At 46.8% G+C, this 14399-nt stretch carries 13 protein-coding genes, 1 tRNA gene and 1 rRNA gene; 13 read left to right on the top strand and 2 right to left on the bottom strand.

Annotation, left to right across the window (positions count from 1 at the left end):
* The first annotated feature begins 47 nt into the window (after positions 1-47).
* Together H8Z76_RS11885 and H8Z76_RS11880 are read left to right on the top strand one after the other, a co-directional pair.
* Positions 48-1160 (top strand): glycoside hydrolase family 53 protein, encoded by a 1113-nt coding sequence (locus H8Z76_RS11885; protein WP_186982582.1) that lies wholly within the window; start codon positions 48-50, stop codon positions 1158-1160.
* Positions 1161-1252: 92 nt separating this feature from the next.
* Positions 1253-2599: an MATE family efflux transporter gene (locus tag H8Z76_RS11880; protein WP_330595067.1), complete on the top strand. Its 1347-nt coding sequence runs from the start codon at positions 1253-1255 to the stop codon at positions 2597-2599.
* Positions 2600-2657: 58 nt separating this feature from the next.
* Here H8Z76_RS11880 and H8Z76_RS11875 read toward each other — a convergent pair.
* Positions 2658-2745, bottom strand: a tRNA-Ser gene (locus H8Z76_RS11875).
* A 180-nt stretch (positions 2746-2925) separates the two neighbouring features.
* Between H8Z76_RS11875 and H8Z76_RS11870 the strand changes: the two genes are divergently transcribed.
* From H8Z76_RS11870 to H8Z76_RS11855, 4 genes are all read left to right on the top strand, one after another.
* Entirely contained in the window at positions 2926-3999 is a 1074-nt protein-coding gene (locus tag H8Z76_RS11870) for a 6-phosphofructokinase (protein ID WP_022514889.1), read from the top strand.
* Between the two features lie 37 nt (positions 4000-4036).
* The gene (gene dnaX / locus H8Z76_RS11865; RefSeq protein ID WP_186982581.1) at positions 4037-5605 is read left to right on the top strand and encodes a DNA polymerase III subunit gamma/tau; all 1569 of its coding nucleotides are present in this window, start codon (positions 4037-4039) and stop codon (positions 5603-5605) included.
* A 66-nt stretch (positions 5606-5671) separates the two neighbouring features.
* Positions 5672-6025, top strand: coding sequence for a YbaB/EbfC family nucleoid-associated protein (locus H8Z76_RS11860; RefSeq protein ID WP_147619705.1), 354 nt, complete (start codon positions 5672-5674; stop codon positions 6023-6025).
* Between the two features lie 162 nt (positions 6026-6187).
* Positions 6188-7036 (top strand): Rpn family recombination-promoting nuclease/putative transposase, encoded by an 849-nt coding sequence (locus H8Z76_RS11855; RefSeq protein WP_186982580.1) that lies wholly within the window; start codon positions 6188-6190, stop codon positions 7034-7036.
* Between the two features lie 11 nt (positions 7037-7047).
* Here the strand turns inward: H8Z76_RS11855 and H8Z76_RS11850 are convergent, their stop codons facing one another.
* Positions 7048-7812 (bottom strand): DUF6062 family protein, encoded by a 765-nt coding sequence (locus H8Z76_RS11850; RefSeq protein ID WP_186982579.1) that lies wholly within the window; start codon positions 7810-7812, stop codon positions 7048-7050.
* Positions 7813-7936: 124 nt separating this feature from the next.
* On the opposite strand from H8Z76_RS11850, the gene recR reads away from it, so the two are divergent.
* From recR to H8Z76_RS11815, 7 genes are all read left to right on the top strand, one after another.
* The gene (recR, locus tag H8Z76_RS11845; RefSeq protein WP_186982578.1) at positions 7937-8533 is read left to right on the top strand and encodes a recombination mediator RecR; all 597 of its coding nucleotides are present in this window, start codon (positions 7937-7939) and stop codon (positions 8531-8533) included.
* 86 nt (positions 8534-8619) lie between these two features.
* Positions 8620-9456 carry a transketolase gene (locus H8Z76_RS11840; protein ID WP_022514883.1) on the top strand — a complete coding sequence of 279 codons (837 nt, stop codon included), beginning with the start codon at positions 8620-8622 and terminating at the stop codon, positions 9454-9456.
* Entirely contained in the window at positions 9444-10391 is a 948-nt protein-coding gene (locus H8Z76_RS11835; RefSeq protein ID WP_022514882.1) for a transketolase family protein, read from the top strand. Before H8Z76_RS11840 ends, H8Z76_RS11835 begins: the two co-directional genes overlap by 13 nt.
* 180 nt (positions 10392-10571) lie before the next feature.
* Positions 10572-11777: a LysM peptidoglycan-binding domain-containing protein gene (locus H8Z76_RS11830; protein ID WP_186982577.1), complete on the top strand. Its 1206-nt coding sequence runs from the start codon at positions 10572-10574 to the stop codon at positions 11775-11777.
* 112 nt (positions 11778-11889) lie between these two features.
* Complete coding sequence (locus H8Z76_RS11825; protein ID WP_243240545.1) at positions 11890-13116, top strand: DUF5711 family protein; 1227 nt, start codon at positions 11890-11892, stop codon at positions 13114-13116.
* The gene (locus H8Z76_RS13915; RefSeq protein WP_186982576.1) at positions 13113-13883 is read left to right on the top strand and encodes a CvpA family protein; all 771 of its coding nucleotides are present in this window, start codon (positions 13113-13115) and stop codon (positions 13881-13883) included. Before H8Z76_RS11825 ends, H8Z76_RS13915 begins: the two co-directional genes overlap by 4 nt.
* 411 nt (positions 13884-14294) lie before the next feature.
* Positions 14295-14399 (top strand): 16S ribosomal RNA (locus tag H8Z76_RS11815); the annotation flags it as partial.

The following is a 14399-nucleotide window of genomic DNA, read 5'->3' as shown; positions in this document are numbered from 1 at the left end:
AGGAAAAATGGAGATTTTCACATAGAAAAACGAAGAAGGAGAACGATATGAAATTTGTCAAGGGAATGGATTTATCAACTTTGCTGGAACTGGAAAAATGTGGCGCGAAGTATTATGTCGATGGAACGGAAACGGATATTTTGGACATCATGAAAAAATATGATGTGGACACGATCCGTATCCGTCTGTGGAATGATCCGTGGTCGGAAAACGGAGAATCTTACGGCGCAGGAGAAAATGACTTAAAGAACACGCTTGCGATCGCAAAAAAAGTGACAGATGCGGGACTTGGTGTGCTGTTAAATTTCCATTACAGTGATTTCTGGGCAGATCCCGGAAAACAGATCAAGCCAAAGGCGTGGGAAGGTTACAGCGTAGAAGAGCTGGAACAGGCAGTTTATGATTTTACTGCAGACACGATGAAAGTATTCAAAGAAAACGGCATCAACACAACGATGGTGCAGGTCGGAAACGAGCTTTCCAACGGGCTGCTCTGGCCGGAAGGAAAGGTGCCGAATTATGATAACATTGCGAAATTCGTCAATGCCGGTATCCGTGGCGTGCGCGCGGTGGAGAAGGATGTGCCGGTCATGATCCATCTCGACAATGGTGGAAACAACACGCTTTACCGCGAGTGGTTTGATGAATTCACAAAACGCGGCGAAGATTTCCAGATCATCGGTCTGTCCTATTATCCGTTCTGGCATGGAACGCTGGATATGCTGACAGACAATATGAATGATATTGCGGAGCGTTACGGAAAGGATCTTGTGATCGCGGAAGTTTCAATGGGCTATACGATGGAGGATTATAAGACCTACGAAAAGCTTTCGGATGATGAGAGAAAAGGCTACGCGACTAAACCGGAGCTGGTGGAGAAGATCGAGTATCCGATGACGGTGCAGGGACAGTACGATTTTATGGAAGATTTCTTAAACCGCATCAGCCACATCAAAGGAAACAAGGGAAAAGGCTTTTTCTACTGGGAGCCGGCGTGGATCCCGGTTGCCGGTTCCGGATGGGCGACTCCTGCATCTTTAAAATACATGAACGATAAAGGACCGTGCGGAAATGAATGGGCAAACCAGGCATTGTTCGACTACGAAGGAAACGCACTGCCAACCTGGAATCTGATCCGGGATTTCAAACCGCAGGACTAAAATGGCAGACATTTAAAAATTGATATTAAAAAATATTTTCCACTGTGCTATAATAACAGACAGTCTGAGGATAGAAATTAAGGTGATAGAAAGTGGAAAATAACAATAAGACGGAACTTATGACAGAAGGCGGCATCGCGAAGAAAATATTTTTCTTTTCGGTGCCGCTGATTTTGGGTAATCTGCTGCAGCAGTTGTACAATACCGTGGACTCCATTATCGTGGGAAATTTTGTGGGAAGCAACGCGCTTGCGGCAGTCGGGTCGAGTACTTCGATCATCTGCCTTCTGATCGCGTTCAGCCAGGGGCTGGCGGTCGGAGCCGGCGTGATCGTGTCGCAGTATCTTGGCGCGAAAGAAAAACAGGGAGTACAGGATGCGGTTCACACGGCGATCGCGCTCTCGGCGATCCTTGGCGTGATCATCACAGTGGGCGGAATCTGCTTTAGCAGTCAGCTGCTGCGGTGGATGCATACACCGGCAGAGGTGTTTGACGAATCCGCACTGTATCTGAAACTCTATTTTGGCGGTGTGATCTTTAGCGTACTTTATAATATGGCGGCAGGAATCTTAAATGCGGCAGGAAATTCCAGGCGTTCCCTGCTCTATCTGGCGGTTGCGTCGGTTACGAATATCGTATTGGATCTGGTGCTGATCGCAGGGCTTCATATGGGTGTCGCGGGAGCGGCGGTCGCAACGGACATCAGCCAGCTTGTTTCCTGCGTGCTGTCCCTGCTTTTTCTGATGCGCGTGCCGGCGGATTATCAGGTCAGCCTCGGAAAGATCCGGGTACAGAAAAAGATGGCGGCCCGGATCATCACAGTCGGACTGCCGACCGGGATCCAGAATATGGTCATCTCGTTTTCCAATGTGCTCGTGCAGTCCAGTGTAAATGGCTTTGGTGCTGCGGCGATGGCGGGATTCGGGGCATATATGAAGATTGACGGATTCAACATCCTGCCGGTCATGAGCTTCAGCATGGCAGTGACAACATTTACCGGGCAGAATTACGGCGCAGGAAAGATCGACCGCGTGAAGAAGGGCATGTGGGTCACGCTTGCGATGGGTTTTGTATACACGATACTGACGGGAGTGCTGCTGCTTACTTTTGCGGATCCGCTCATGCGGATGTTTACGAAAGACGCGGCGGTGATCGCGTTCGGAAAACAGGCAATGCGCTATTTCTGTCCGTTCTACTTCCTGCTCAGCATTATGCACGGACTGGCGGGAACGGTTCGCGGAACAGGAAAAAGTGTGCCGCCGATGGTGATCCTTCTGACCTCCCTCTGCCTGTTTCGGATCATCTGGATCCAGTTTGTACTTCCGCTGTTTTCCACGATCGATGGCGTTTTTGTGCTGTATCCGGTTTCGTGGGCGTTTGGCACGGTGCTCATGATATTGTATACATGGAAGGGAAAATGGCTGGTGGTGAAAAGGTAGATATGGAAAATGCCGGGAAACATCGAGGATGGATGCTTTCCGGCATTTCTTTTCAGAGCGCAGACGGCGGGATTCGAACCCGCGTGCCGGTTGCCCGGCAAACTGATTTCGAGTCAGCCCCGTTATGACCACTTCGATACGTCTGCAGATCGTTAAAAAATAAACTAACTCTGTCATTATATCATAAAAACAGAGAATTGCAAGATTGCGGATTGCTTTTGTACAGAAAAAATCTTTATCTTGTTCCGAAAATATAATATAATAAATGTAAATGTGTCTAGTCACATGTGAATGAGATAGAATGCGAGAGGAAAGGGCGTGTCATTATGAAAAGAGTTGGAATACTGACCAGCGGCGGGGACTGCCAGGCGTTGAACGCGGCAATGCGCGGCGTGGAAAAAGGTTTGAGGGAAAATATTGATGAACTTGAGATTTATGGCTTTTTTGATGGTTATAAGGGACTGATCTACGGAAATTACCGTCTGCTTTCACATGCGGATTTCGCGGGAATACTGACCAGAGGCGGAACGATACTCGGCTCCTCCCGTCAGCCGTTCAAACTGATGCGTACACCGGATGAAAACGGGCTGGACAAGGTGGAGGCGATGAAGCACACCTACCACAAGCTGAACCTGGACTGCCTTGTGATACTTGGCGGAAATGGCACGCAGAAGACCGCGAACCTGCTTCGCGAAGAAGGCTTAAACGTCATCCATCTGCCAAAGACGATCGATAACGATATTTATGGCACAGATGTGACATTTGGTTTCCAGAGTGCGATCAATGTGGCATCACAGGCGATCGACTGCATTCATACAACGGCGGCATCCCATAACCGCGTGTTTATCGTGGAGGTCATGGGACACAAAGTCGGCTGGCTGACCCTGTATGCGGGCGTTGCAAGTGGTGCGGATATCATTCTGCTTCCGGAAATCCCATATGATATCAATAAAGTGATCGAAGCGATCAACAAGCGTACGCGCGAGGGAAAAGGATTTACGATCCTTGCGGTTGCCGAAGGGGCAATTTCCAAAGAAGATGCCGCACTTTCCAAAAAAGAATACAAAAAGAAAATGGAACAGTCCAAATATCCGTCCGTTTCCTATGAACTTGCGGACCGGATCCGTGAGATCAGCGGCACAGAAGTCCGCGTGACCGTTCCGGGACATACACAGCGCGGTGGAAGTCCATGTCCGTATGACCGTGCGCTTTGTACGCGGCTTGGATCCGCAGCGGCAAGGGCGATCGTAGAGGAAGATTACGGCTGCATGATCGCAATGATCAACAACGAGACAAAACGTGTCCCGCTTGGAGAAGTTGCAGGCAAGTTAAAGACGGTAGATCCGAATTGCCAGATGATAAAAGAAGCAAAATATATCGGTATCAGTTTCGGAGACTGATCGAAAACATTTTTAAATAGAAACGAGGAAGTTATTCATGTCGTATACGGCATTATATCGAAAGTTCCGCCCGCAGGAGTTTGAGGATGTAAAAGGGCAGGATCATATTGTTACCACATTAAAAAATCAGATCAAGTACGACAGGATCGGACATGCCTATCTGTTTTGCGGAACCAGAGGAACCGGTAAGACGACCATTGCGAAAATATTTGCGAAAGCGGTCAACTGTGAACATCCGGTAGACGGAAGCCCCTGTGGCGAGTGTCCGACCTGCAGGGCGATCGCGGCAGGAACTTCCATGAACGTGATAGAGATTGATGCGGCATCCAATAATGGTGTTGACAATATCCGTGAGATCCGGGAGGAAGTCGCGTATCGTCCGACCGAGGGAAAATACAAGGTCTACATCATTGACGAGGTGCATATGCTTTCGGCAGGCGCGTTCAATGCGCTCTTAAAGACGTTAGAGGAACCGCCTTCCTATGTCATATTTATTCTGGCAACGACGGAAGTATACAAGATTCCGATCACGATCTTATCCCGCTGTCAGCGCTATGATTTTCATCGGATTTCCATCGATACGATCACGGCACGGCTCTCGGATATCTTAAAAGCGGAAGGCGTGCAGGCGGAAGAAAAAGCAGTCCGCTATGTGGCAAAAGCAGGCGATGGTTCGATGCGTGACTCCTTAAGTCTCCTGGATCAGTGTATCGCGTTTTATCTGGGGCAGGAGCTGACGTACGATAAAGTGCTCGAGGTGCTCGGCGCGGTAGATACCGAGGTCTTTTCGCATATGCTGCGGGAGATCATTGCCGGCAATATCTTAAATACACTTTCGCTTTTGGAACGGCTCGTGATTGAGGGCAAGGAATTAAGTCAGTTTGTCAACGAATTTACCTGGTATCTGCGCAATCTGCTTCTGGTAAAAAGTTCGGATGACATGGAGGATGTGCTCGATATGTCAAGTGAAAATCTTGCACTCTTAAAAGAAGAGGCGCAGATGATCGAGCCGGAAGTGCTGATGCGTTATATCCGTATTTTTTCAGATCTTGCCAATCAGGTGAAGTATTCCTCGCAGAAACGGATCCTGATCGAGATCGCATTGATAAAGTTATGTAAACCGGAAATGGAATCGACCGGAGATGCGCTGGTGGACCGGATCGCAAGGCTTGAGCAGAAAATGGCAGAGGGGATCCCGGTGGCAGCAGTGACGCAGACAGGAGCGGTGGTGACGCAGGAGCCGGAAGCACCAAAGAAAAAACTTGAAGTGCCAAAGGCGATCCCGGAGGATGTAGAACAGGTTGTCCGGAACTGGAAATCGCTGGTTCAGGATATGTCCGGGCTGATCCGCGGTTATCTGCGCCAGGTGACACTTTCCCTTGGCGGAGACAACATCCTGTTAATGGTTACGGATGATCCGGTGGCGGCGGATATTTTAAATACGCCGGAACACCGCACCGAGATATCAGATACGATCGCGGAGCGGATCGGAAAGAGCGTGGAGATCAAGATCGAGCAGAATCAGACAAACCGGCCGATCGCGGAGAGTTATGTGGATCTGTCGCAGGTGATCAACATGGATATCGAGATTGAGGAAGACGAATAAACAGTTGAAAAGAAATCTTTATCTGTGTTACTATAAACAATAAAAGCGTTTTAGGAGGAATTAGGAATGGCAAAACGAGGCGGATTTCCGGGCGGTATGCCGGGAAACATGGGAAATCTCATGAAGCAGGCGCAGAAGATGCAGCGCCAGATGGAAGAGGCCAGTAAAGAATTAGAGGAAAAAGAAGTGACGGCAGCAGCAGGCGGCGGAGCCGTAGAAGTAACTGTTTCCGGTAAAAAAGAAGTGACAAAAGTAAAGATCGATCCGGAAGCCGTAGATCCGGATGATGTAGAGATGTTAGAAGATCTTATTATGGCAGCAACCAACGAGGCACTGCGCCAGATTGAAGAGTTTTCGCAGGCATCCATGTCCAGGATCACCGGAGGACTTGGCGGAATGGGCGGCGGACTGCCGTTTTAGGACGCGGCATTTTATAAAATGTTAATTAGTTCTTTTGTATTCTCTGTGTTATATTATATTTATCAGGCGGGAGTATCTATCCTGCCACTCTGGGTCATTCAGGCGTTTCGCCAGATTTTCAGCATAAAATTCAGGTAAATATAATATAACAGGAGGATCAATTTGAACGAAGAAAAATTAAAGTATGGATTAAAAAATGATTATATGTTTCGTGCCGCAATGCAAAGCAGTGAGAGAATGCTGCGAGGGCTGGTGAGTGCGTTACTGGATTTAAAGCCTGTAGAGATAAAAGAATGTCTGATTGAAAATCCGATTATACTGGGAGAAGACATTGATGAAAAAACCTGTATTTTGGACGTGAAGATACTGCTTAACAACAGTAAGCGTTTAAATATAGAATTGCAGACAACCAATTACGGGGACTGGCAGGATCGTGGACTGTTATATTTGTGCAGAGCCTTTGATGATCTGGCGAAGGGCGAGAAATATTCTGAATTAAAAACAACGATTCACATTGGAATTCTTGATTTCACATTATTTCCGGATGCGCCGGAATTCTATTCTGAAAATCTTCTGATGAATACCCAAAACCATAAAATTTTTAATAGTAAATTTATTTTGCGTGTGTTAGACTTAACTCAACTGGAAAATGTGCCGGAGAAAGAAAAAGAAACGGATCTGTATTATTGGGCAAAACTTTTTCAGGCTGCAAGTTGGGAGGAGATAGCCATGTTAGCAGAAAAAAACGAAACGATCAAAGAGGCAGAAACCGTGATGCGCAAATTGAATGCAGATGAGCGGATTCAGATGCGGTGCGAAGCCAGAGAACAGATAGAGCACGACATGGCGTCGGCTTACCAGCATGGGATTGATGTAGGTATTGAAGCTTTGATTTTGGATAATCTTGAAGAAGGAATATCCAAAGAGCGTATCTGCGAAAAACTGCAGATACGCTTTGGGTTGGAAAAAGATCAGGCGGAAGAATACATCCGCGTGTGTCAGAAAAAATAGCACGCTGTTTTTTATGGTTTCATCTTGAATACCGGATCGGCGGGATAACCGCCGGCACATTTTTGCATACACCGCTGAATGGAATCCTGGGAATTGCCCCAGTCTTTATCCTTGTTGCGGTAGTCATTCTTATCGACAAACCAGGTGACTTCTTCCTGAAGGCGTTTCATATTTTCTTCCATCATGGAAAATACCACCGGGTAGAAATCTTTTTTCTGTTCATCACCAAGCCGGATCTCGGCAGCTTCGATCAGATCACGGAAATGCGGCAGGCAAAAGCCTTTGCTTTTCCGGAAAAGTTCTCTAAATTCATCATTCTTTTTATACAGATCAAAAAAAGTGTCCAGATACCGGTCATAAATAGATCGGAAATGGTCGCATACATAGCAGGAGGACTCACGTTTTTCCAGCCATGCGCCAAGCGAAGTATTTGCTTTTGCGGATGAGTCTGTCTTTTTAAAGCGGTTGGCAAAAGAAGATTTTCCGGGGGTAAAATTTGAGATCTCTTTGTGGAGTTCTTCGTTGATTTTCTTTAAATGTGTGCTTAGGATCCATGCGCTTCCAAGCCGGTTTCCGTAATCATACATCATTTTATAGTGGTGGCGGCAAAATCCGGTCGCGTCGGTTTTCGCGCGGATATCATCCTCCATATAGGCAGAACCCAAAATGAATGACACTGCGTGCTGTTCCGCTTCCCGCTCCAGATAGCAGAACGGACACTCGTCATCTGCGTGGAATGCGTCCATTAACGGTATGGTAGAAATGTTTTCTTTCATATTAAAAATCCTTCCTGAAAATATAGGTCATAAAATTTCGTGTAAAATAATTATAGCATTTTGAAAACCATCTTGTAAAATTACGTTTTATCAAGTAATATAGGTAGGGAAAAGGACGAAAATTATGGAATACTACAGTAAACAGATTTCAAAACTGATAGAAGAACTGGCGGCGCTTCCGGGAATCGGGCACAAAACAGCACAGCGTCTGGCATTTCATATTTTAAATATGCCGGTGGATCATGTGCAGAGCCTTTCAGATGCCATCATAAATGCCAGAAAAAATGTCCGTTACTGTAAGCAGTGTTTTACGCTGACGGATGATGAAATTTGTCCGATCTGTAAAGATCCAAAGCGCAACCACCGTGAGATCATGGTCGTGGAAAACACGCGTGATCTGACCGCGTACGAAAAAACCGGAAAATACGAGGGCGTGTATCATGTGCTGCACGGGGCGATATCGCCGATGCTTGGTATCGGGCCGAACGATATCAAATTAAAAGAACTGATGCAGCGCTTGCAGGGAGACGTAGATGAGGTGATCATCGCCACAAATTCCAGTCTGGAAGGCGAAACGACCGCGATGTATATCAGCAAACTGATCAAGCCGACCGGAATCAGGGTTACGCGGATCGCAAGCGGAGTGCCGGTGGGCGGAGATCTTGAATACATCGATGAAGTGACGCTTCTTCGGGCGCTTGAGGGCAGAGTCGAATTATAATCATGCAACAGATGCGGGATCTGATGCGAGTCAGATGCCCGGCTGAATATAAAGCCGCCGGGAGGCGACACAGAAAGGGTAAGAAAATGGAAAATTTAGAACTTGAAAAAATCGCAAACGAAGTTCGTAAAGGTATTGTGACTGCGGTACACAGCGCAAAGTCCGGTCATCCGGGCGGATCATTGTCTGCGGCAGACATCCTGACCTATCTGTATTTTGAGGAGATGAATGTAGATCCGAAAAATCCAAAGATGGCAGACCGCGACCGTTTTGTATTATCGAAAGGACATGTCGCACCGGCATTATATTCGGTACTCGCGCAGAAAGGATTTATTCCGGCGGAGGATTTAAAGACGTTACGTCATACAGGTTCTTACCTGCAGGGACATCCGGATATGAAACATACACCGGGTATCGACATGTCGAGCGGTTCCCTGGGACAGGGCTTTTCAGCGGCAGCAGGAATGGCAATGGCAGCTAAACTGGATAACAAAGATTATCGTGTATACGCGCTTGCCGGAGACGGCGAGATCCAGGAGGGACAGATCTGGGAGGCGGCTATGTGGGCAGGCTTCCGGAAACTGGACAACCTGGTGCTTGTAGTGGACAACAACGGACTTCAGATCGATGGAAACATCGCGGATGTGTGTTCCCCGTATCCGATCGACAAGAAATTTGAAGCATTCAATTTCCATGTGATCAACATTGACGGACACAACTTCGATGAGATCCGTGCGGCATTTAAAGAAGCAAAAGAGACAAAGGGAATGCCGACTGCCATTATTGCAAAGACGATCAAGGGCAAAGGTGTATCCTTCATGGAAAATGAGGCAAGCTGGCATGGCTCCGCACCAAACGATGAGCAGTATGCCGTTGCCATGGCAGATTTAGAGAAAGCAGGTGAAGCATTATGTCAGAAGTAAAGAAGATCGCAACAAGAGAGAGTTACGGAAACGCACTGGTAGACCTTGGAAAAGAGCATGACGATCTGATCGTTCTGGATGCTGACCTTGCAGGCGCTACCAAAACCGGAATCTTCAAAAAAGCATTTCCGGAAAGACATCTGGACTGCGGTATCGCAGAGGCAAATATGGCGGGCATCGCGGCAGGACTTTCCACCTGTGGAAAAGTACCGTTCATCAGTACCTTTGCCATGTTCGCGGCAGGACGTGCTTACGAGCAGGTGAGAAATTCCATTGGTTACCCACATCTGAATGTAAAGATCGGAGCAACCCATGCAGGAATCTCGGTTGGAGAAGACGGAGCAACCCATCAGTGTCTGGAAGATCTTGCGCTCATGCGTGAAATTCCGGGCATGGTAGTGATCAATCCGTCAGATGATGTAGAGGCGAGAGCAGCAGTAAAGGCAGCGTATGAGCACGTTGGACCGGTATATCTGCGTTTTGGACGTCTTGCGCTCCCGGTGATCAATGATACCCCGGATTACAAATTTGAAATTGGAAAAGGTATCGTCTTAAAAGAAGGAACCGACGTAACGGTATTCGCAACCGGACTTTGCGTAAGTTCTGCGCTGGAAGCAGCAGAAATGCTTGAAAAAGACGGCATCAGCGCAAAAGTGGTCAATATCCATACCATCAAACCGTTAGATGAAGAACTGGTCGTAAAAGCGGCAAAAGAGACCGGAAAAGTCGTTACCGTAGAAGAACATTCCGTCATCGGCGGACTTGGAAGCGCGGTTTGCGAAGTGTTAAGCGAAAAAGCACCGACCAAAGTGCTTCGTGTCGGCATTCAGGATGTATTTGGTGAGTCCGGTCCTGCAGTAGAACTGGTTCATAAATACGGACTGGACGCAGAAGGCGTTTATGGCAAGATCAAAACATTTGTAAAAGAAAACTAAAAAAAGAAGAAAGACAAGACCGCCTGGCAGAGACCGGGCGGTTTTCTTTTTGTGATGGCGGCAGAAAAAATGGTGGATGCTGTCAAAAAGTTTTTGGAATCTTTTCCCTAAATCGGCAAAAACAGCGCAGCTGCTGTGTTAGAGTAGAGGCATAAAAATGACATAAGGGGTGAAGATTTCATGATAGAAATGATTCGACAGACCGAAGATACGATCAAGCTTCCCAAAAACATACGACAGATAGGAAATCCGGCAAGCAACTGGAAAATATATGTGGAAGACTATGTATACACTTATCTGCATCCGGCGGCAGAACAGGAACGCGCGGAAAAGAAAGTGTGTGTGCTGTTTGGAAAAGTGCATCGCGCGGAAAAAAATTATATTTTTATCAGCGGTGCGGTCGCGGTGGAACCGATTTTAAAAACGGTTGGACTCCCCGAGTTTACCGAGGAGGCGTGGGAATACGTTTACCAGCAGGCAAAAGAATATTTCAGTGACTTCGAGATCGTGGGATGGAGCGTTATGACATCGTTCTGGCCGTTACATCTATTGCCGGAATTTGAAAATCTTCACCGCCGGTATTTTGAAGGGGCGGACAAGGTGATGTTTTTAATGGATCCGGAAGAGCAGGAGGAACACTTTTACCGGCTTGCGGGAGGAAATCTTTCGGGCCAGTCGGGTTACTACATATATTATGAGAAAAATGAGGCAATGCAGAATTTTATGGTGCGTCAGCATCAGAAAGAGCCGGGGACGGAGCAGCGGGTACAGGAAGAGGAAAAGACGGTTGCGGGTTACCGCGCGCGTATGCAGGAAAAGCAAAGGCAGATAAGACCAAAAGCAGAACATTCCATACTTTGTGCGGCGGGCGTGCTTACGGCGATGGCGGCGTGTGTGATCGGGATCACAACGATCAACAACTATGAAAAAATGGCGGGGATGCAGGATGCGATCCAGGTATTATCCCAATCGGCGGCCGGAACTACAGAAAAAGAAGTGGCGAATTTCGAGGTGGAAGATATGCAAAGCAGCATAAAACCGCTCGAGGAACAGGCAGATCCGGTGGCAGTTTCCGCGCAGGCAGCGCAAACATCCCAGACACCGCAGACTGCGCAGGTCACATCAGAAAGTGTGGAAGTCCAGGCGCCGCAGCCGGAAACCACCGGAGATCCGGCACCGGTTTCGGTGGACGGCGCGCAGCCGATGCTGAGCGAAGCGGAGACTTATAAACTTCAGGGCTATTATATTGTAGAAAAAGGGGACAGCCTTGCGGTGATCAGCCAGAAAATATATCAGAATAAAGATATGGTACCACAGATCTGTGCCAAAAACGGGATTGCCGATGAAAATACGATCTATATCGGGCAAAAACTGTTGCTGCCATAAGAAAATCTTATGCTTTTATGAAAATTTTGAAAAAATAGTGCAGGACAAACGGGGATAAGTTATAATATGGTACATGCAGATGAAAAGGCAGTAATGAGGAGCAGAAAGCAAAATGGGCGTTGACCAGGATGATAAGAATAATATTGTGATAAAAGAAAAGAAGAAAAAATTTCGCATGGTAGAAACGGACGAGCGTGAGCTTGAGCAGAAACTGCGGGCACATCGCAGAAAGATTATGCGAAGAACGCTGATCGTGATCGTTGTAATCCTGGCGTTGTTTTTCGGCTTTTATTTATATCTCGCGACCCGGACATTTACGGATTACACAGCGCTTAATACGGTGGAACGGTCGGATACCGCGGCGGCGCAGTTTGAGGAATTTGACGGAAACATATTAAAATACAGTAATGATGGAGCGTTTTATACAGATAAGTCAGATCATATGATCTGGAATCAGACATACGAAATGCAAAATCCAAAAGTAGATATCTGTCAGGGATACCTCGCGATCTTTGACGGAGGAGGGACGGCAGTCTATATCCTCACCAAAGACGGTATGCAGGGCAATATCAAGACGACTATGCCGATATCCCGCGTATGCGTGGCATCCCAGGGGACGATCGCAGTTCTGATGCGGGAGGATACTACCAGCTATCTCCAGCTTTATAATAAAGAAGGGGAGCTGCTTGCGTCCGGAGAACTGCATCAGGAAAACAGCGGATATCCGCTCACGATCGCACTTTCGGATGATGCAAAAAAACTGGCGGTGTCCATGCTTGATATCGGAGAAGGAAAGCTTCAGACAACGATCGCGTTTTATAATTTCGGTTCGGTGGGACAAAATGAGATCGATAATATCGTGGCATCCTATACCTATTCCGATGAAGTGTTCCCGCAGATGGAATTTCTAAACAGCAATCGCATGGTGGCGTTTGGAGACAGCAGCATCCTGCTGTTTGAGGGAACGCAGAAGCCAAAGGTGACGAAAAAGACAGCGCTTGACAAGCAGATCAAAAGCGTGTTTTACAATACGGAGTATATCGGAGTTGTATATAATAATGAAGACAGCGGCAATACAAGACATGTAGAAGTCTATGATATGAAGGGAAAACAGGTGCTTTCCAAGGATTTTGACATGGATTACAGCAGGATCAGCTTTCTGGATAACAATGAGATATGCGTGACCAGTGACGTGGAGTGCAGAATATACAGTCTGTACGGCGTTGAGCGGTTCCGGTATACGTTTGACCGCAAACTGTACCGTGTCATGTCGGGCGCAACACAGATGAATTACACATTTATATTAGATGGAACGACAGAAAAGGTAAGATTAAAGTGAATTGGTTATTAGTAGGCGTATTATTTACGCTGGCATTTTGTACGATAAAAGGATATCAGAAGGGATTTATCCGCGTAGCGTTTTCGCTGGTGTCATTCTTTTTGGTCATCGCGTTTGTAACGTGGGCAGAACCATACATCAGCGATTATCTGGAAAACAATACCGGAATCTATACGGCGATACAGGAAAAATGTGAAGAGCAGCTGAAAAAATCTGTGGAAAACGGCGCAAATGCGGAAGAAAAAGAACAGGCATCGCAGGATGTAGAGAATACGGGCGAAGATACAGGTGCGGATCCGAACGCAGAAGAAGGAAATGAACCGAAGAGCAGCCTCGAAATGGCGGGGATCGTGCTTCCGAAGGCGTGGGAACAGCAGCTGATCGATCATGGGATCGGAGTGGCGGATCAGTTCCTGGAAAACAGCGGAGTCTACACCCAGATCGCGGAGATCCTTGCACATTATATCATATCCGGGATCGCGTTCTTTCTTGCGTATGTGATCGCGGTAGTGCTGTTAAAAGTCATATCCAGACTGTTAAATCTGGTATCACGGCTTCCGGTGATCTATGGAGTGAACAAAATGCTTGGAGTTGCCGCCGGTTTTATACAGGGAATGCTCTACATATGGTTGTTCTTTTATCTGATCGCGATCTGTTGTACCAGCAGTTTTGGAATACAAATGAACCGGTACATCGATCAGAGCAGTCTGCTGACATGGCTGTATAACAATAATCCGTTACTGGGGCTTCTCATGTGGTTCTTATAAAAAGGCAGATATGGTAGAAAAATAAAATGAAACCTACCATATCTGCTATTATATTTCGATAGAACAAAAAAGTTAAAAAAGATGAAAAAAAGCGTTGACAAACCATGGACAGCGTGATAATATAAATATCGCTCCGCTAATGACGGAGCAACAAAAAATAGAAAAGTTAAAAAAGTTCTTGACACGGCGAAAACATTTTGATAAAATGAATGAGCTGTCGAAAAGACAAAGGACATTGAAAACTGAACAGTGAAATAACCTTGAAAGATTCGTAAGAGAATAATTCAAAGAACGCGATTCGAATGCAGAATCGCAGCGTTTTCAAAAGAAAACGCACCCAAAAACAGTAACGGTCCTTCGGGACTGGATACGGAAATTTAGCCAAGCTAAATTCTGGAAGAATCAACTTTTAAACATGAGAGTTTGATCCTGGCTCAGGATGAACGCTGGCGGCGTGCTTAACACATGCAAGTCGAACGAAGCGCTTTGCTTGATCCCTTCGGGGTGATTGCTTTG

The organism is Roseburia yibonii (assembly GCF_014297335.1).
Taxonomy (GTDB): domain Bacteria; phylum Bacillota; class Clostridia; order Lachnospirales; family Lachnospiraceae; genus Roseburia_D; species Roseburia_D yibonii.
This window is presented reverse-complemented; position numbering and strand designations above follow the sequence as displayed.